18 protein-coding genes are annotated in these 17,003 nt (G+C 69.9%); 7 read left to right on the top strand and 11 right to left on the bottom strand.

What is annotated here, in order from left to right:
* Positions 1-62 precede the first annotated feature (62 nt).
* Positions 63-1,613, bottom strand: coding sequence for a GGDEF domain-containing protein (locus QQA12_RS14465; RefSeq protein ID WP_054667896.1), 1,551 nt, complete (start codon positions 1,611-1,613; stop codon positions 63-65).
* A 101-nt stretch (positions 1,614-1,714) separates the two neighbouring features.
* Here QQA12_RS14465 and QQA12_RS14460 point away from each other — a divergent pair, with 101 nt between their 5' ends.
* The gene (locus tag QQA12_RS14460) at positions 1,715-2,347 is read left to right on the top strand and encodes an NAD-dependent dehydratase (protein WP_226049667.1); all 633 of its coding nucleotides are present in this window, start codon (positions 1,715-1,717) and stop codon (positions 2,345-2,347) included.
* Between the two features lie 26 nt (positions 2,348-2,373).
* On the opposite strand, the gene QQA12_RS14455 is transcribed toward QQA12_RS14460, so the two are convergent.
* From QQA12_RS14455 to pdhA, 8 genes are all read right to left on the bottom strand, one after another.
* Entirely contained in the window at positions 2,374-3,132 is a 759-nt protein-coding gene (locus QQA12_RS14455; RefSeq protein ID WP_226049666.1) for an SDR family NAD(P)-dependent oxidoreductase, read from the bottom strand.
* 52 nt (positions 3,133-3,184) lie between these two features.
* A complete protein-coding gene (locus QQA12_RS14450) occupies positions 3,185-3,571 on the bottom strand; it encodes a VOC family protein (protein ID WP_226049665.1) in 387 nt (128 codons plus the stop codon).
* Between the two features lie 30 nt (positions 3,572-3,601).
* Positions 3,602-4,234 (bottom strand): DUF998 domain-containing protein, encoded by a 633-nt coding sequence (locus QQA12_RS14445; protein ID WP_226049664.1) that lies wholly within the window; start codon positions 4,232-4,234, stop codon positions 3,602-3,604.
* Positions 4,235-4,264: 30 nt separating this feature from the next.
* Positions 4,265-4,603, bottom strand: coding sequence for a hypothetical protein (locus QQA12_RS14440; protein ID WP_226049663.1), 339 nt, complete (start codon positions 4,601-4,603; stop codon positions 4,265-4,267).
* A gap of 201 nt (positions 4,604-4,804) precedes the next feature.
* Positions 4,805-6,157, bottom strand: a complete 1,353-nt coding sequence (locus QQA12_RS14435; protein ID WP_226049662.1) for a dihydrolipoamide acetyltransferase family protein — start codon at positions 6,155-6,157, stop codon at positions 4,805-4,807.
* A gap of 1 nt (position 6,158) precedes the next feature.
* On the bottom strand, positions 6,159-6,509 hold the full coding sequence (locus tag QQA12_RS14430; RefSeq protein ID WP_054667884.1) for an SH3 domain-containing protein: 351 nt from the start codon (positions 6,507-6,509) through the stop codon (positions 6,159-6,161).
* A gap of 1 nt (position 6,510) precedes the next feature.
* Positions 6,511-7,497 carry an alpha-ketoacid dehydrogenase subunit beta gene (locus QQA12_RS14425; protein WP_226049957.1) on the bottom strand — a complete coding sequence of 329 codons (987 nt, stop codon included), beginning with the start codon at positions 7,495-7,497 and terminating at the stop codon, positions 6,511-6,513.
* Between the two features lie 82 nt (positions 7,498-7,579).
* Positions 7,580-8,668, bottom strand: coding sequence for a pyruvate dehydrogenase (acetyl-transferring) E1 component subunit alpha (pdhA, locus tag QQA12_RS14420; RefSeq protein WP_054667881.1), 1,089 nt, complete (start codon positions 8,666-8,668; stop codon positions 7,580-7,582).
* A 277-nt stretch (positions 8,669-8,945) separates the two neighbouring features.
* Here pdhA and QQA12_RS14415 point away from each other — a divergent pair, with 277 nt between their 5' ends.
* The 4 genes from QQA12_RS14415 to QQA12_RS14400 all read left to right on the top strand — a co-directional run bounded on the left by QQA12_RS14415 (position 8,946) and on the right by QQA12_RS14400 (position 13,365).
* Entirely contained in the window at positions 8,946-9,827 is an 882-nt protein-coding gene (locus tag QQA12_RS14415) for a tryptophan 2,3-dioxygenase family protein (RefSeq protein ID WP_056932829.1), read from the top strand.
* Between the two features lie 199 nt (positions 9,828-10,026).
* A complete protein-coding gene (locus QQA12_RS14410) occupies positions 10,027-11,517 on the top strand; it encodes an oligopeptide:H+ symporter (protein ID WP_054667877.1) in 1,491 nt (496 codons plus the stop codon).
* 52 nt (positions 11,518-11,569) lie between these two features.
* Positions 11,570-12,124 carry a thioredoxin family protein gene (locus QQA12_RS14405; RefSeq protein WP_225546762.1) on the top strand — a complete coding sequence of 185 codons (555 nt, stop codon included), beginning with the start codon at positions 11,570-11,572 and terminating at the stop codon, positions 12,122-12,124.
* A 119-nt stretch (positions 12,125-12,243) separates the two neighbouring features.
* Entirely contained in the window at positions 12,244-13,365 is a 1,122-nt protein-coding gene (locus QQA12_RS14400; RefSeq protein WP_226049661.1) for a hypothetical protein, read from the top strand.
* 22 nt (positions 13,366-13,387) lie between these two features.
* Here QQA12_RS14400 and QQA12_RS14395 read toward each other — a convergent pair whose 3' ends face one another.
* On the bottom strand, positions 13,388-13,882 hold the full coding sequence (locus QQA12_RS14395) for a MarR family winged helix-turn-helix transcriptional regulator (RefSeq protein WP_056932825.1): 495 nt from the start codon (positions 13,880-13,882) through the stop codon (positions 13,388-13,390).
* Positions 13,883-14,008: 126 nt separating this feature from the next.
* On the opposite strand from QQA12_RS14395, the gene hppD reads away from it, so the two are divergent.
* Both hppD and hmgA read left to right on the top strand, forming a co-directional pair.
* Positions 14,009-15,124: a 4-hydroxyphenylpyruvate dioxygenase gene (hppD, locus tag QQA12_RS14390; RefSeq protein ID WP_054667871.1), complete on the top strand. Its 1,116-nt coding sequence runs from the start codon at positions 14,009-14,011 to the stop codon at positions 15,122-15,124.
* Positions 15,125-15,192: 68 nt separating this feature from the next.
* Complete coding sequence (hmgA, locus tag QQA12_RS14385; RefSeq protein ID WP_226049660.1) at positions 15,193-16,491, top strand: homogentisate 1,2-dioxygenase; 1,299 nt, start codon at positions 15,193-15,195, stop codon at positions 16,489-16,491.
* 1 nt (position 16,492) lies between these two features.
* On the opposite strand, the gene QQA12_RS14380 is transcribed toward hmgA, so the two are convergent.
* On the bottom strand, positions 16,493-16,993 hold the full coding sequence (locus tag QQA12_RS14380; RefSeq protein ID WP_226049659.1) for a hypothetical protein: 501 nt from the start codon (positions 16,991-16,993) through the stop codon (positions 16,493-16,495).
* Positions 16,994-17,003: the final 10 nt, after the last annotated feature.

Genomic DNA, 17,003 nt, shown 5'->3' with positions numbered 1-17,003 from the left:
CTGCTGGCCGCCCCGGTCGCATGGAGGGGGCGGCACGGCCGCGGTCGATGCCGGTGGCGGGTTCAGTCGGCGTTGCCGACCCGGTCGCGGCCGGCCTGCTTGGCGGCGTAGAGCGCGCGGTCGGCCCGCTGCAGGAGGGTCTCGGCCGATTCGTCGGGGCGCCATTGCGCGACGCCGGCGCTGAAGCGCACGTGCACGCGCTGGCCGTCGTGCAGGAACGGGCGATGGGCCAGCGCTTCCTGCAGCCGGCGCAGCTGCGCGTCGGCCTGCTCCTGGGCCATGCCGGGCAGGACCAGCACGAACTCGTCACCGCCCAGGCGTGCGACCTGGCCCTGGCTGCCCAGCCGCGTCTGCGCGGTGGCCACCAGGTGGCGCAGTGCATGGTCGCCGCCGGCGTGGCCATAGTCGGCGTTGGTCTGGCTGAAATGGTCCAGGTCCAGCATGGCGACGCTGAGCAGCGGCTGCGCGCCCCCCATCGCATCGGCAAGCAGCTCCTGCAGGCCGCGCCGGTTCATGGCCCCGGTCAGCGGATCGGTACGCAGCTGGCTGCCGGCTTCCTCCAGCTCGCGTTCGAGCTGCTGCACGCGCTGTTCGGCCGCCAGTGCCTCGGCGCGGGCGCTGGCCAGGCGGTCGCGCGCGCGCAGTGCCTGCGCCTGGACGCGCGCGGTGTCCTGCAGCACGTTCTGCAGCAACTGGCCCAGATCGGCCAGACTGCGCGCCTGGCGTACCGCGACCGCGTAGCTGGCGATCCGGTCGTGGTAGTCGCCGGTCTCCGAGGCCATGCCCTCGACCTGCTCGACGAAATCGACCATCAGCTCCTTCATCGCCTCCTTGGATTCCTCGATGCCCTGCCGCAGCACGCCCTGGCGGTAGATCACCGCGCGCAGGTCATTGCGGGTACGTTCCAGCGAGGTGCGATCCAACGGGCCGGCCAGTACCTGCCGCACGTTGCCGATCTGGCCGTGGAGCCAGCTGCCGCCGTCGACCAGTTCGGCGATGTTCTGCAGCAGCAGGTCGAACAGGTTGAGCAGCAGGTCGTGTTGTTCGTGCAGCACGTCGTTGCGTACCCCGACCTGGTGGCAGAGTTCGCGCAGGTGCTGCTCCACCGGCTCCAGCGATTGCCCGGATTGCCAGCCGTGCAGTTCGTCGCCCATGCGCCGGGCCTGGGCTTCCAGTTCCGGTGCCTGTTGCAGCAGGCTGGACAGTACCGCGCCGAGGGTGTTGCGCAGCATGTCGCGCAGGCGCTCGGCCTCGCTGTTGCCCCCGGGTGCCGGCTCCAGTTCGATGGTGCGGATGTACTTGTCGATCAGCTGGCGCAGCAGGCGGCCATAGCGTTCCCACTCCTGGCGGTCGCAGGCACTGTGCAGCAGCCGGCCGAGGTCGCCCAGCTCCCCGGGCAGGCTGGACATGCCCTGGGCGAAGGCATGCAGCAGCGCATCGGGAGAATGGGCGTGGCTGAAGATCCGCTGCAGCGGCGTCGTGCCGTGGCCGTGCGCGGTGGCCTTGTGCGCAGGCGCGCCCGGTGCCGGGGCTTCGGCCATGACCTGCCGGCGTGACAGGATGCGTCCCAGTCCGGCAGGCTTGGAGGGCGGGGTGTCGTTGCTGTCGGCCATCGCGAGGCGTTTCCGGACGGGCTGTGCGGGCAGGGGATCGGTGTTCCCCATTATCGGCGAGGCGGATGCCGGCTTGAACTGCCGGGCGAAGGAGGAACGGGATGCGTGTACTGCTGGCTGGCGCCACCGGGCTGGTGGGGTCACAGGTGCTGATGCGGTTGCTGGCCGATGCGCGCTGCACGGCCGTCGTCGCGCCGGCGCGGCGGCCATTGCCGTTGCAGCATCCGCGCCTGCTCGGGCCGCTGCTGGATTTCGATGCGCTGCCGCTGGAGGCGCCCTGGTGGCAGGTGGATGCGGCGATCTGCGCACTGGGCTCGACCCTGAAGCAGGCCGGCTCGCGGCAGGCGTTCGCGCGCATCGACCACGGCTACCCGCTGGCCATCGCCCGCGCGGTGAAGGCGCACGGCTGCCCGGTCTTCGCACTGAATTCGGCGATGGGCGCCAACCCGCGTTCGCGGTTCTTCTACAACCGGGTCAAAGGCGAACTGGAACAGGATCTGCGCGCGCTGGAGTTCGCGTCGCTGGCGCTGGTGCGACCGGGGCTGATCGGTGGAGAGCGCAGCGAGCCACGCCCCGGCGAGCAGGCGGCCGCATGGGTGCTGGGTGCGCTGGCACCGGTGCTGCCGCGCGCATGGCGCATCAATCCGGCCGGACGGATTGCCGCCGCGCTGGTCGAGGCGGCGCTGGCGCCGCGGCCGGGCGTGCAGGTGATCGGGTCGGCGCAGCTGGGGTAGCCGCCGCGCGCCGGTAGCGACGGCGCTCAGGCCGGTAGCGACTGGCCGCCATCCACCGCCAGTACCTGCCCGGTGATCCAGCGGGCGGCGGGCGAGCACAGGAACACCGCGGCCGCCGCCACGTCGGCAGGGTCGCCGAAGCCACCGAACGGAATCCGGTCGCGGACGCTTGCGTACAGCGCCGGCTCGGAGGTGCGGCGCTGGTCCCACAGCCCGCCGGGAAAAACGATGGAGCCGGGGGCGATGGCATTGACGCGGATGCGCTCGCGGGCCAGTTCGGTGGCGAGCGTGACGGTGTAATAGTCCAGCGCCGCCTTGGCGGTGGAATAGGCGGTGGCGCGCGGTGTCGGCACGCGCGCGTTGATCGAGCTGACGTTGAGGATGGCCGGTAGCGCGCTGCGCCGCAGGTACGGCAACGCCAGGCGATTGGTGCGCACCGCGGCCATCAGGTCGATGTCGAAGCCGGCCTGCCAGCTGGCGTCGTCGTTGCCGTGGCCGAACCCGGACGCGTTGTTGACCACGATGTCGATGCCGCCCAGCGCGGTGGCGGCCGCTTCCACCCAGGCCTGGATCTGCACCGGATCGGCCAGGTCGCAGGCCTGCACGTGCACCTGCGCGCCCCCGGCCTGCAGCGTGTCGCGCGCGCGTTGCAGGCCGTCGATCCCGCGTGCGCACAGCCCCAGGCGTGCGCCGTGCCGGGCGAACGCGGTGGCGATGGCCAGGCCGATGCCACGGCTGCCGCCGGCGATCAGGACGCGGGCGTCGCCCAGCTGGTGAACCGTCATCGTGGCATCTTCCGTGGGAACCGGTGGGTATTGTCGCCGCAAAGGCGGCGGTTCACGCCCAGGTCGTGGCCGGCTGCCCGTTGTCGGGGTGCTTCATGCGCACCACGCAGAAGCGGTGGCCGGTCGGCGCCTCCATCACCCACCAGCGCTTGACGAAGCCGATGCGGCGCGCGCCCAGCGCCTCGAGCCGGTCGGCTTCGGCGTCGATGTCGTCCGCTTCGATGTCCAGGTGAACGCGCGGGGGATGGCTGACGCGCTGCACCTCCACGTGCAGGCCGCCGGGCGCGCCGGACAGTCCGGCGTACTGCGTGCCGTCGGTATCGGTCTCCGCGGCGCGGGGCACCAGCCCCAGCGCGGCGCTCCAGAACCGGGCGGCGGTGCCGGCGTCGGTGTCCTGGCAGTCGATGATGAAGCCGGCCAGGCGGCTGCGATGGGCCATGCGCGTGCTCCTGCGGTGGGAGCGGCGAGCTTACGCCCCTGTCGCGGGCGTGCGTGTGGAGGTCGTGGCCCGCGCCGGTCCACCGAGCCGCCACGCAGCGACGCACAGTGCGCCATAGACCAGCCATTCGGCCAGCCGCTGCAGCAGCCCGCGCCAGGCCTGCAGCCCGGGTGCGGCCATCAGCACGAACAGCAGCAGCCAGGTGGCCGCCAGCCCGGCCCACAGCAGGCGGATGCCGGCCGGCAGTCGTGGCGCGGTGGCCAGCAGCAGCAGTCCCAGCGCGGTTCCGCCGTAGGTGAGCACGCCCAGCAGGGTATGCAGTTGCTGGCGGTCACTGCCGCTTGCCGGACAGCCGAGGTCGCAGGGTGCCAGGGCCGAGCCGATCCAGGCCAGCGGTTCGCACAACAGCAGCCAGTAGCCGACACGACTGGCGCCGCTTACCGGCACCAGGCGCGCGCAGGCCAGCAGCAGCCAGGCGGCGAGCAGACCCACCGGAACGAAACCGGCCAGGCTGATCAGCCGTGCGTGCGGGCTGCCGCTGGCGCCCAGTTCGCTGATGTACTGGGCCATGTGCGAATAGCCGGGCTTGAGCAGCGCGCCGCCGAACAGCATGCCGAGATAGACGAGCGCGAACAGCGGCACGATCCGGCGGGGATGGGACATGGCGGCTGCGGACGGGGCGAGGGCGCCGGGTCAGCGGGGGGCACTGCCGAGGAACAGCTCGACCTTGCCGCAGGATGGGCAGGCATGCAGGTCGAATGCTTCGCGGTTCACCAGCAGTTCGCCGAGGTTGCCGAGCAGGAACGGCAGCGCCTGGGAACCCTCGTGGAAGCGCTTGCGGCCAGCGAACACCATCGGCGTGCCCGGGCAGCGCAGGCAATCGATCAGGCGCGGCGGCCAGGCCGCCGGATCGGCGTTGTCGGGGCGGAAACCCGGGTCCGTACTGCCATCGACGCGGGTGCCGCATTTCCAGCACTGGTCGAAGGTGTCCTCGCTGCTTTCCCTGCAGTGGCTACAGCTCCAATGGGTCATGGTCACGCCTGTCCTGTGCGCTGCGGACGTCGTAGCGTAGCCGCGGGCGTCGTGGTGACCGCGCACGGGGGAACTGCCCGAAGCAATTGCCGGGGTCGCCCGCCGCCGGCGCGAGGCGCTGCGGTCATCGGGGCGGGCAACAAAAAAGAGCCCGCATCGCTGCGGGCTCAGGTCCGGCTGCAGAACCGTTGCGGCGGCCGGTCAGTGCGGCCGGGCCAGGTCGTCGATCAACACGCGCAGGAAACGCGCGGCCTCACCGCCGGTGCAGGCGCGGTGGTCGAACGTGACCGACAGCGGGATCACCTTGTGCGTTTCCACGCCGCCCATCACCGGGGTCACCTGGAAGCGGGCGCGGCCGGCGGCGACGATGGCCACGCACGGCGGCACCACCACCGGGGTGGCATAGCGGCCGGCAAACATGCCGAAGTTGGACAGGCTGATGGTGTAGCCGCCCAGTTCCGACGGCGCGATGCTGCGCTCTTCCACCTGCTGGCGCAGGCGGTTGATGCCTTCGCGCACGCCGCGTGCGTCGAGCATGTCGGCGTTGCGCAGTGCCGGCACGAACAGGCCGTCGTCGGTGTCCACGGCGATGCCGATGTCCACCTGCGCGTGCAGGGTGCGGGTGAGGGTGTCGCCGTCGAACCAGGCGTTCATCGCCGGCACCGCCTGGCAGGCGGCGACGATGCCGCGCACCAGCCGCGAGGTCATGTCGTTGCCCGGTGCCCAGGCATGGATGTCGGCGTCGTCGGTCAGCGTGGTCGGCACGACCTTGCTGTGCGCGTCGGCCATAACCCGCGCCATGTTGCGGCGCACGCCCTTGAGCGGCTCCGGCTGGCCCTTGGCGACCACGCCCGGGGGCGCGGTGCGCATCGGCTTGCCGGCGGCCGACAGTGACGTGCGCGCGGCTTCGGCGCGCACGGCCGGCGCTGCCGCGGCGGCGGCCTGGACCGCCTGCGGTGCGGCTGCAGGCGCGCTGCCGACCTTGGCGGTGCCGGCTTCGGCGGCCTGCTTCACATCGCTCATCGTCACCGCGCCGTCGGCACCGGTGGCGCGCACCCGTGCCAGGTCCACGCCGAGCTTGCGCGCCATCGCGCGCACCGCCGGCACCGCCTTGACCCCGCCCACGGCCACGGCCTGTTCGGTGTGCACGGCATTGGAGCTGACCATGGCCCCGACCACGGTGCCTTCGTCGGCACGCTCGGCCGCGCCTGCAGCCGGAGCCGGAGTAGGAGCCGGTTCGGGAGCGGGAGCGGCAGGTGCGCCATGGTGATGGCCGGTGTCCTGGCCTTCGGCGCGCTGCGGCAGGTTCGGATCGATCTCGAACTGGGCCAGCATGTGCCCGGTCACCACGATGTCGCCGGCACCGCCGGCCAGCTTCAGCACCTTGCCGGAGACCGGCGAAGGCACTTCCACCACGGCCTTGGCGGTCTCCATCGACACCAGCGGCTCGTCCAGCTTGATCACGTCGCCTTCCTTGACGAACCACTCCACGATGGTCGCGTCCGGCAGGCCTTCGCCTAGGTCGGGCAGGTTGAAATTCTTGGTCTGGCTCATCTCAGGGGGTTTCTTCCAGTAGTTCCAGGTCGCGTGCCGGCAGCCAGCCAAGCGCGCCGTTGGCGCGTTCGGCCCACCACCAGCCACCATGTTCGTGATGCAGTCGCACCAGTTCGCCGCTGTCCACGTCCAGTTCCTGCGCGGTGTAATCGCGCAGCGCCTCGGCGCGGCCGTCGCCGAGCACGCGCAGCCATGCCACCGGCGCCCAGCCGGCGCGGTTGTCGGCGGTGCGCACCCAGGCGAAGTCCGGCCATTCCTCGTCGCGCACGCCGAGTTCGACGATCTCCCCGGCGTGGAAACGCAACGGCACCGGGTACTGGCTGCGGTAGGCGTTGAGCAGTCGCGCGCGCATGTCAGCCGGCCGCCACCGCGCGCTTGGCCGCCGCCACGATCCGCTCCACGCTCGGCAGGTACTTCATTTCCAGGCGGAACAGCGGGATGTGGGTATCGTAGCCGGTGACGCGCTCGACCGGCGCCAGCAGGTCGTACATCGACTCCTCGGCCAGGCGGGCGGCGATCTCGGCGCCGAAGCCGGCGGTCTTGGGTGCTTCCTGCACGATCACGCAGCGACCGGTCCGGGCGACCGATTCGGCAATGGTGGCGAAGTCCAGCGGGCGCAGCGTGGCGACGTCGATGACCTCGGCGCTGATGCCGTCGGCGGCCAGCTTGTCGGCCGCTTCCAGCGCCTCCTTGACCTGTGCGCCCCAGGCCACCAGGGTCACGTCGGTGCCGTCGCGCAGCACGAAGCACACGTCCAGCGGCAGCGCCTCGCCGTCGTTGGCGACCACTTCCTTGTACTGGCGGTAGATGCGCTTGGGCTCCATGTAGATCACCGGATCCGGCTCGCGGATGGCGGCCAGCAGCAGGCCGTAGGCGCGCTGCGGGCTGGACGGCAGCACCACGCGCAGGCCCGGCACGTTGGTGAAGATGGCTTCGTTGGCCTCGCTGTGGTGCTCGGGCGCGCGGATGCCGCCGCCCCACGGCACGCGCAGCACCATCGGGCAGTGCAGGCGGCCGCGGGTGCGGTTACGCATGCGCGCGGCGTGGCAGATGATATGGTCGACCATCGGGTAGACGAAGCCGTCGAACTGCGCTTCGGCCACCGGCTTCATGCCCTGCACGGCCAGGCCGACGGTGAGCCCGGCGATGGTGGTCTCGTCCAGCGGGGTGTCGAGCACGCGCTGCGCGCCGAACTTCTGCTGCAGGCCGGCGGTGGCGCGGAACACGCCGCCGTTGACGCCCACGTCCTCGCCCAGCACCAGTACCGACGGGTCGTGTTCCATCTCCCAGGCCAGCGCCTGGGTCACGGCTTCGATCAGGGTGATGGGGGTGGCGGTCATGGTGTTCTCTCCGCTGGCGCCGGCGGCGCCGTGGTCGCTGACAAGTTCGTGGCCGGCCTGCGCGCCGGTGCTGCGCTTGATGTCATCCATGGCGCTGCTCCAGGGCGATGGCGGCCGCGCGCTGGGCCAGCAGGTCCGGCGGCGGGTCGGCATACAGATAGTCGAACATGGCTTCCACCGGCTGCACCGGGCAGTTGAGGTAGGCGTTGACCTCCTCGTCCACGCGGGCGCCGCATTCGGCGATCCAGTTCTTTTCCTCTTCCTCGCTCCACACGCCCTGCGCGGTCAGGTACCTGCGCAGGCGGATCAGCGGTTCCTTGAGCCACGCGGCCTTGACCTCGGCGTCGTCGCGGTAGCGGCGCGCGTCGTCGGCGGTGGTGTGGTCGGACAGGCGGTAGGTGAGGAACTCCAGCACCGTGCCGCCCTGGCCGGACAGGGCGCGCTCGCGCGCCTGTTCCATCGCCGCCAGTACCGCGATCAGGTCGTTGCCGTCCACCTGCAGGCAGAACAGGCCGCCGGCCAGGCCCTTCTGGGCCAGGGTCTGGGCGCCGGTCTGCGCCGAGCGCGGCACCGAGATCGCCCAGCCGTTGTTGACCACGCACAGGATCAGCGGCAGCTGGTAGGCGCCGGCCGAGTTCACCGCGGCGTAGAAATCGGTCTTGGAGCTGCCGCCATCGCCGCAGACGGTCACCGCCACCTGCGGCTTGCCCTGCAGCTTGAACGACAGCGCCGAGCCGGCCGCGTGCAGGCACTGGGTCGAGATCGGCACGCAGATCGGGAAGTCGCGCGCCGCGTCACTGTCGCGGTCGTAGTCGCTGCCGCGCTCGTCGCCGCCCCAGTACATCAGCACGTCGCGCGGACGCACGCCGCGCATGAACATGGCGCCGTATTCGCGGTAGCTGGGGGCGAACACGTCGCCGGGCTTCATCGCCGCGCCGATGCCGACGTGGGCCGCTTCATGGCCCAGGCAGGAGGCGAAGGTGCCGAGCTTGCCGGTGCGCTGCAGGGCCACGGCCTTGGTGTCGAACACCCGGGTGGCCAGCATCTGCCGGAACAGGGGCAGCAGCGCGCGCGGATCGCGCAACGAAGCCGGCAGGTCGTCGCGTACCAGGGTGCCGTCGGCATCCAGGTACTGCAGGTATTCGATGTGGAACTGGGCGGAAACCGTCATTGCAGCAACACCTTGGACAGATGGTTTCAAATGATAGGAATTGCGCATGGTAAGGAATCGGACGGGAAAAGCCGTCCTGCGCCGCAGCACGAAATCCGTCCGCCGGCCCATGCGCGGCCGCCGCGGCACGTGGATCCAACGCATTCAGCCGGCCGCCGCGGCCACGGACGGATTGTCGCGCCGGTTGCAATCGCAAGTGTTCGCTTTCCGTTTGCGCGGGCAGCGGCCGCCCGCCGCGCCGGGTTACCCTTTGCGACCCGCGCAGATGGCAAGGCCGATGACCGTAGAACAGAACCAGCGTGAGCTCGAAGCCGGCATCCACACCGACCTGCACGGCAGGCTCACCTATGGCGGCTATCTGTGCCTGGACCGGCTGCTGTCGGCGCAGCAGCCGTTGTCCAGCCCGGCCCACCACGACGAGATGCTGTTCATCATCCAGCACCAGACCTCGGAGCTGTGGCTGAAGCTGCTCGACCACGAACTGCGCGCGGCCATGGGCTTCCTGCAGCGCGACCAGGTCTGGCAGTGCCGCAAGGTACTGGCGCGCGGCAAGCAGGTGCTGCGCCAGCTGACCGAGCAGTGGTCGGTGCTGGAGACCCTGACCCCGTCCGAGTACCTGGGATTCCGCGACGTACTCGGCCCGGCCTCGGGCTTCCAGTCGCTGCAGTACCGCTGCATCGAGTTCCTGCTGGGCAACAAGAACGCGGACATGCTGGCGGTGTTCGACTACGACCCGGAGGGCCAGGGGCGCCTGCGCCGGACGCTGGAGGCGCCGAGCCTGTACGAGGAGTTCCTGCGCTACCTCGCCCGCTTCGGCCATGCGGTCCCGCCGGAGTACGCCGGCCACGACTGGACCCGTCCCCATGTCAGCGACGCCGCGCTGCGGCCGGTGTTCGAGCGCATCTACCAGGACACCGACCGTTACTGGCGCGAGTACTCGCTGTGCGAGGACCTGGTGGACCTGGAGTCGGCGTTCCAGCTGTGGCGCTTCCGCCACATGCGCACGGTCATGCGGATCATCGGCTTCCGCCGTGGCACCGGCGGTTCCAGTGGCGTGGGTTTCCTCAAGCAGGCGTTGGAACTGACCTTCTTCCCGGAACTGTTCGAGGTGCGCACCAGCATCCGCGGCGATACCGGGGCGGTGCCCGCCGGAGCCTGAAACACCAACGTATTCAGTATTCTGGGCGGGGTCGCGGCGGGCCATGGCCGCCGCCGCCCGGCCGCCGCCCGGGCCGCCGGCGCGGCGTTTGTGGATTTGACGTGAAGCCGGCGCTTCGGTGATCCTCGCGCGTCGTGCCGATTCCGGCCGACTTCATTTGCATCATCTGCCCAACGAATCACTCAGGGGGAAACCCAGCATGAGCGCTGCCGCGCCGAATTCCGCATCCACCCCGGCGCCCGTGCCGGAGTTCAAGAACCTCCTCGGCCACCCGCGTCCGCTGTGGATGCTGTTCATGACCGAGTTCTGGGAACGCTTCGCGTTCTACGGCATCCGCTGGGCACTGGCGCTGTACATCGTCGCCCAGTTCGCCGAGAGCCAGGCCGGGGCCAGCAAGCTCTATGGCGCCTACCTGGCGCTGGTCTACGCGGCGGCGCTGTTCGGCGGCTTCGTCGCCGACCGCATCATCGGCTACCAGCGCTCGATCCTGATCGGCGCGGCGGTGATGTCGCTGGGCCTGTTCCTGATCGCCATTCCCGATGACCGGGTGTTCCGCATCGGCCTGGCCACGATCATCGCCGGCAACGGCCTGTTCAAGCCCAACATCTCCAGCATGGTCGGGCAGCTGTACGGCATCAACGACTCGCGCCGCGACTCGGGCTTCACCATCTTCTACATGGGCATCAACGCCGGCGCGCTGCTCGCCCCGGTGCTGACCGGCATCCTGGCCGACAAGCTGTTCGGTACCGAGGCCATGCCGGCCTACAAGTACGTGTTCATCGCCTCGGGCATCGGCATGCTGATCAGCCTGGTGTGGTTCTGGATCGGCCGCCGCCAGCTCGGCGGCGTCGGCGCGGCCCCGGCCGGGGCCGGCATCGGCCGCACCATCGCGGTGCTGGTCGGCGCGCTGGTCGCCGTGCCGGTGGCTTATGGCCTGCTGACGATCGACGCCGGCATCCTCGGCTGGATCCTGGGCGCGCTGTTCACCGCGCTGTGCGTGATGATCCTGGTCGAGGGCGTGCGCGAGGGCAAGGTGGCGCGCGACCGCTCCATCGCCATGCTGATCATCTTCGTGTTCAACGTGCTGTTCTTCATGTTCTTCGAACAGGCCGGCAGCTCGTTCAACTTCCTGGCGCAGAACATCGTCAACCGCGACCTGGGGGGCTGGATCTTCCCGATCGGCTGGTTCCAGTCGGTGAACTCGGTGGCCATCCTGGCGCTGGGCCCGATCTTCGTGTGGCTGTGGACCGCGCTGGGCAAGGCCAACCCGTCGATCCCGCGCAAGTTCGGCCTGGGCCTGATCTTCAACGGCCTGGCCTTCCTGCTGCTGATGTACGCCCTGTCCTCGCTGGTCGACGACGCCGGCAAGATCCCGTTCTGGACCCTGTTCATGGTCTACGTGATCCAGACCGTGGGCGAGCTGTGCCTGTCGCCGATCGGGCTGTCGATGACCACCAAGCTGGCCCCGCTCAAGGTCGTCGGCCTGGCGATGGGTGGCTGGTTCCTGTCCACCGCCATCGGCAACAACCTGTCGGGCATCTTCGCCGCGGTGGTCAGCGGTGAAAGCGGCATGACCGTCGAATCGGCCCTGAAGGGGTATACCTTCGGCTTCTGGTCGCTGCTCGGCGCCGGCGTGCTGCTGTTCCTGATCGCGCCGCTGGTGCAGAAGCTGATGCACGGCGTGAAGTGAGGAAACGACGATGAAGCGGATGTCCGGTGGAGTATCCCTGCTGCTGGTGGCGATGCTGGGGGGCTGTTCGCAGCCACCGGCTCCGCCGGCGGAGAAGGTGCAGCCGCTGGACACCTCCGAACAGAAGGCGCCGGTGGCCGATACCAGCCAGCCGGTCGCCTCGGGCAATACCCCGGCCGCGGCGGACATCGCCGCCGTGGCCGCGCTCAACGCGCAGTTCGACCCGGCGCGCGACCCGGTCGCCGACCTGGAGACGGCCAAGGTCGAGGCCCAGCGCGGCGGCAAGCGGATCGTGCTGGACGTGGGCGGCGAGTGGTGCTCCTGGTGCCACCTGATGGACGCCTTCATGGAAGGCGATTCGGAGATCCGCCGTTTCCGCGACGCCCATTACGTGTGGATGAAGGTCAACTACAGCGAGGACAACGAGAACGCGGCGTTCCTGTCGCGCTTCCCGGCCATCACTGCCTATCCGCACCTGTTCGTGCTCGATGCCGAGGGGCGGCTGCTGCATTCGCAGTTCACCGGCGAACTGGAGAAGGGCAAGGGCTACGACCGCGCCCGGTTCTTCGCCTTCCTCAAGGAATGGGCGCCGCCGGCCACGCCCTGAGCGGGCCACGGACGCGGGAGAGGACGGCGCCGCAGGGCGCCGTTTTCGATCCGGGCTTCATTTCCGGGGCGCACGGCCGCTAACGGGAGCATTCCCTTGCTCGCCGGGGCCGATTCCCGATGTCGCTTCCTTCCGATGCCTCCCCCGACGCCGCCGCTCCGGCCGCCACCGCTGCGACCGCCGGTACCGGCCTGCCCACGGTGGATGCGCTGCTGGACGAGCAGCCCCTGGCCGACGCCGGGGAGGGGGCGCCGCGCTACCGGCTGCCGCAGGCGGCGGTGCCGCCGACCATCATGCTGCAGGCCGCGGTGGCGCGGCTGGTGGAGCAGAAGGAGCGCATCGACCGGCTGGCCCGCGAAGGCCTGCTCGACGGGCTGTTCCCCGCCGAGTGGAGCGCGGTGCCGGGCAACGAACTGCGCGCCTTCGTGGCCTCGGTGGTGCCGTTCGCTTCGGACAGCGTGCGCGGCGAGACCATCGCCGCGCGGGTGCCGCTGAAATACCTGCTGGGCCAGTCGCATCGCTGGGGCAGGGACGACGTCGCCGAGCCGCGTTCGCTGAGCGCGTTCCTGGCCAGCGACGAACGCGCCACCGCCGGCGCGGCCGACGCGGCCGAGGTGATGCTGCTTGGGCCGCTGGGGTTGGGCTGGGCGCAGGTGGGCCGCAGCCGGGTGGGCTTCCTGCGCGCGATGGGGACCGAATCGCTGGCTGCGCGGGTCACCGCGTTGCCCTATCCGGCGCCGGAGCAGCTGGCGCTGTACCAGGTGAGCGTGGCCGGCGCATCACAGGTGTGGTGCGTGCTGGACAACCGCCGGCTGCGCGCGTTGTCGGCGCCGTCGCTGACAGTCCCGCTGTTGACCGCCTATGGCGTGGGCGCGCCACAGGCATGGCCGGCACAATGGCCTGATCCGGTCGAAGTGGATGCCGAGATTGGCGTGGCAAGGTCCGGCAAGGGAGGCAACGAGGTTGACCTGGTCAGGCTGGTGGACAAGATCCAGCGTAACCGGGCCGGCGAGGCCTGGAGCAGCGCGAGCCTGATGCAGCTGCATACCTGGGTGCCGCGCTGGCGCTTTTTCCTGGCCTCGTTCATCGGCCTGCCGGCGGCGCTGCTGCTGATCGCGGCGCTGGCCCTGCCCGGGCGCGTCGAGGCCGCTGCGGTGGCGGCGGCGCTCGGCTTCGCCGGTGGCGCCATTGCCGCGCTGGCCGCGCCGTGGATCTACGCGCGCCGCAAGTTCCTGAGCTGAGCCGGCCGCGACAGGCCCGGCTTCAGTCGGTGCTCATCTGCGCGAGGCCGGCATCGGCCAGCCGGGTGATGAGCCGTTCCAGTACCTGCTCTTCTTCCTCGGTGAGCACCGACATCAGCTTGCGGGTGATCTCCATCACCATCGGCGCGACGGTCTCGTAGACCTCGAAGCCCGCCGCCGACAGCGCCAGCACCGAGCGGCGGCGGTCGTCGCCATGGGTCTCGCGGCGGATGAAGCCGCGCTCGAGCAGGCGCGCCACCGCACGGCTGACGGCCACCTTGTCCATCGCCGTGCGTTCGGAAACCTCGCTTGCCGACGAGCCCGGATACAGCGCCAGGATGGTGATCACGCGCCATTCCGGGATCGATAGGCCGTAACGCTCGCCGTACAGGCGCGCGATGTTGCTGCTGACCCGGTTGGACAGGACGCTGATGCGATACGGCAGGAATTGTTCGAGATCGAGCAGCACGTGCGAGGCACGGATGCTGGTGGACTTGCTGTAATCGGAAGCGCTCATGCTGCAGTGCACCTTGATGGTGGTTTCATGTGAAACTATAACCTTCGGTCCGGACCCGCGTTTTTCGCGTGTCTTCCTGTACTCCGCCGCCGGCTGCGGCGACGACCCCACTCCCGGAGGCAACCCATGAATACCCAAGTCCACGCCGCATCCAACGCGCCCAACCTGGGCATGCAGGTGACCACCTTCGAGAACCCGATGGGCATCGACGGTTTCGAGTTCGTCGAATTCGCCGCGCCCGCCGGGCAGGCCGCGCAGCTGCACGACTACTTCAGGAACATGGGATTCACTGCCGTGCTCCGCCATCGGCAGCGTGCTATTACCGTCTACCGTCAAGGCGGCGTCAACTTCCTCGTGAACGAGGAGCCGGATTCGTTCGCCGCCGACTTCGCCGCCAAGCACGGCCCCTGCGCCTGCGGTTTCGCCATCCGCTTCAAGCGGCCGGCCAGCGAGGTCCTGTCCGCCGCGCTGGGCAACGGTGCCGAGGAAGTCACCCTGCTGGCCGACACCCGCGCGGTGCCGGCGCCGGTGATCAAGGGCATCGGCGACTGCATGCTGTACCTGGTGGACCGCTACGGCGACGCCGGCAGCATCTACGACGCCGACTACGTGCCGGTGGAAGGCGCCGAGCAGGACCCGAAGGGTTTCGGGCTGACCTTCATCGACCACCTGACCCACAACCTGTACCTGGGCAACATGCAGCAGTGGTCGGACTACTACGAGCGCCTGTTCAACTTCCGCGAGATCCGCTACTTCGACATCAAGGGCGCCAAGACCGGCCTGGTGTCCAAGGCGATGACCGCGCCGGACGGCATCGTGCGCATCCCGCTGAACGAGTCGTCCGACCCCAAGAGCCAGATCAACGAGTACCTGGACGCGTACAAGGGCGAGGGCATCCAGCACATCGCCTGCTTCACCGACAACATCTATGACACCGTCGAGGCCATGCGCGCGCGCGGCATCGAGTTCCTGGATACGCCGGACGCCTATTTCGACGTGATCGACCTGCGCATCCCCGACAATGGCGAGGACGTGCCGCGCCTGCGCCGGAACAAGATCCTGATCGACGCCGATCCGGAAACCAAGCAGCGCAAGCTGCTGCAGATCTTCACCCAGAACTGCATCGGCCCGATCTTCTTCGAGATCATCCAGCGCAAGGGCAACGAAGGCTTCGGCGAAGGCAACTTCCAGGCGCTGTTCGAGAGCATCGAGCGCGACCAGATCAAGCGCGGCGTACTGTAAGGCATGTGCTCCAGCCCCCTCTCCGGGAGGAGAGGGGCTTTGAAAACACGAAACGGGCGGGCAAATCCATGGTCAGCAACGCGTATCAAACCGGCTTCGGCAACGAGTTCGCCACCGAGGCGGTGCCCGGCACCCTGCCGCTGGGGCGCAACTCGCCGCAGCGCGTGGCCCACGGCCTGTATGCCGAGCAGCTGACCGGCACCGCGTTCACCGCGCCGCGCGGCAGCAACCGCCGCAGCTGGCTGTACCGCATCCGCCCGGCGGCGATGCACGGCGAGTTCACCCCGTTCGCGCAGCCGTGCCTGCATGGTGACTTCAGCCACGTGGCGGTATCGCCGAACCAGCTGCGCTGGAACCCGCTGCCGCTGCCGCAGGCGCCCACCGATTTCATCGAAGGCCTGTACACCATGGGCGGCAACGGCTCGCCCGAGGCGCATGCCGGCGCCGCCATCCACATGTACGCGGCCAATGCCGACATGCGTGGCCGCTATTTCTACAACGCCGATGGCGAACTGCTGGTGGTGCCGCAGCTGGGCCGGCTGCGGCTGCGTACCGAGATGGGCGTGCTGGAGGTCGAACCGCAGCAGATCGCGGTGATCCCGCGTGGCGTGCGCTTCGCGGTGGACCTGCCGGACGGGCAGGCGCGCGGCTATGTCTGCGAGAACTTCGGTGCGCTGCTGAAGCTGCCCGACCTCGGCCCGATCGGCAGCAACGGCCTGGCCAACCCGCGCGATTTCGAAACGCCGGTGGCCGCCTACGAGCAGCTCGAAGGCGATTTCGAGCTGGTCGCCAAGTTCCAGGACCGGCTGTGGCGCGCCGCCATCGGCCATTCGCCGCTGGACGTGGTCGGTTGGCATGGCAACTACGCGCCCTACCGCTACGACCTGCGCCGCTTCAACACCATCGGCTCGATCAGCTACGACCATCCGGACCCGTCGATCTTCCTGGTGCTGCATTCGGCCAGCGACACCCCCGGCACCAGCAACCTGGACTTCGTGATCTTCCCGCCGCGCTGGCTGGTGGCGCAGGACACGTTCCGCCCGCCGTGGTTCCACCGCAACATCGCCAGCGAGTTCATGGGCCTGGTGCACGGCGCCTACGACGCCAAGGCCGAAGGCTTCGTGCCGGGCGGGGCGTCCATCCACAACTGCATGACCGGCCACGGCCCGGATGCGGCCACGTTCGACAAGGCCTCCGGCGCCGACCTGTCGCGGCCGGACGTGATCACCGACACCATGGCCTTCATGTTCGAGACCCGTGGCGTGATCCGCCCGACCGAGCAGGCCATCGCCGCCGCGCACCGGCAGCGCGACTACCAGGCGTGCTGGAGCGGGCTGGGCGACCACTTCGCGCCGCCGCAGGGGTGATTCAGGCCGGCAGCGGCGCGTCCAGCACCGCCGCCAGGTGCGGTTCGGGCAACACTTCGCGCAGGCGCTCGCGCACGCGCCCCACGTAGCCGTCCGAGGCCATCGCCGGCAACTGGGCCAGCGCCAGCCGCAGCGCATGCACGGTGTCCGCGTCCCCGCGCGTGGCCTGCAGCAGCTGGTGCAGGCGCGCGGCGGCCGGATGCCGCTGCAGCGCGAGCATGTCCAGCAGGTAGATGCGCGCGGCCAGCAGCGAGCGGCGCCGCGTGGCGGGCACGGGCGTGGTTTCGGGCGAGGGCGCCGGGTCCGGCTGCTCCGCGTGCAGGTAGCCATCGCGCTGCAGCTGGGCGATCAGGGGCGCGGCATCGTCGCCGAGCAGCGCCCCCAGTTCGGCGAGGTCGCGCTTGCCGTCGCACAGGATCAGGGCGCGGCGCTGGCGCAGGTCCAGCGGGGCGCGGTGGGCCTGGAGTGCGGCATGCGCGAGGTCGGTCTTGCGCGGTTGCATGGGCGGAAGG

It is taken from the genome of Stenotrophomonas sp. 17(2023), assembly GCF_030345315.1.
In the GTDB taxonomy this organism is placed as follows: Bacteria; Pseudomonadota; Gammaproteobacteria; order Xanthomonadales; family Xanthomonadaceae; genus Stenotrophomonas; species Stenotrophomonas acidaminiphila.
This window is presented reverse-complemented; position numbering and strand designations above follow the sequence as displayed.

Bases quoted from the DNA above. Each gene is read 5' to 3' on its own strand.
- pdhA (WP_054667881.1), bottom strand. From the start codon at position 8,668: ATGACGGTTTCCGCCCAGTTCCACATCGAATACCTGCAGTACCTGGAT.
- QQA12_RS14425 (WP_226049957.1), bottom strand. From the start codon at position 7,497: ATGACCGCCACCCCCATCACCCTGATCGAAGCCGTGACCCAGGCGCTG.
- QQA12_RS14455 (WP_226049666.1), bottom strand. From the start codon at position 3,132: ATGACGGTTCACCAGCTGGGCGACGCCCGCGTCCTGATCGCCGGCGGC.
- QQA12_RS14395 (WP_056932825.1), bottom strand. From the start codon at position 13,882: ATGAGCGCTTCCGATTACAGCAAGTCCACCAGCATCCGTGCCTCGCAC.
- QQA12_RS14400 (WP_226049661.1), top strand. From the start codon at position 12,244: ATGTCGCTTCCTTCCGATGCCTCCCCCGACGCCGCCGCTCCGGCCGCC.
- hppD (WP_054667871.1), top strand. From the start codon at position 14,009: ATGAATACCCAAGTCCACGCCGCATCCAACGCGCCCAACCTGGGCATG.
- QQA12_RS14410 (WP_054667877.1), top strand. From the start codon at position 10,027: ATGAGCGCTGCCGCGCCGAATTCCGCATCCACCCCGGCGCCCGTGCCG.
- QQA12_RS14445 (WP_226049664.1), bottom strand. From the start codon at position 4,234: ATGTCCCATCCCCGCCGGATCGTGCCGCTGTTCGCGCTCGTCTATCTC.
- hmgA (WP_226049660.1), top strand. From the start codon at position 15,193: ATGGTCAGCAACGCGTATCAAACCGGCTTCGGCAACGAGTTCGCCACC.
- QQA12_RS14460 (WP_226049667.1), top strand. From the start codon at position 1,715: ATGCGTGTACTGCTGGCTGGCGCCACCGGGCTGGTGGGGTCACAGGTG.
- QQA12_RS14405 (WP_225546762.1), top strand. From the start codon at position 11,570: ATGCTGGGGGGCTGTTCGCAGCCACCGGCTCCGCCGGCGGAGAAGGTG.
- QQA12_RS14430 (WP_054667884.1), bottom strand. From the start codon at position 6,509: ATGCGCGCGCGACTGCTCAACGCCTACCGCAGCCAGTACCCGGTGCCG.
- QQA12_RS14415 (WP_056932829.1), top strand. From the start codon at position 8,946: ATGACCGTAGAACAGAACCAGCGTGAGCTCGAAGCCGGCATCCACACC.
- QQA12_RS14440 (WP_226049663.1), bottom strand. From the start codon at position 4,603: ATGACCCATTGGAGCTGTAGCCACTGCAGGGAAAGCAGCGAGGACACC.
- QQA12_RS14435 (WP_226049662.1), bottom strand. From the start codon at position 6,157: ATGAGCCAGACCAAGAATTTCAACCTGCCCGACCTAGGCGAAGGCCTG.
- QQA12_RS14465 (WP_054667896.1), bottom strand. From the start codon at position 1,613: ATGGCCGACAGCAACGACACCCCGCCCTCCAAGCCTGCCGGACTGGGA.
- QQA12_RS14380 (WP_226049659.1), bottom strand. From the start codon at position 16,993: ATGCAACCGCGCAAGACCGACCTCGCGCATGCCGCACTCCAGGCCCAC.
- QQA12_RS14450 (WP_226049665.1), bottom strand. From the start codon at position 3,571: ATGGCCCATCGCAGCCGCCTGGCCGGCTTCATCATCGACTGCCAGGAC.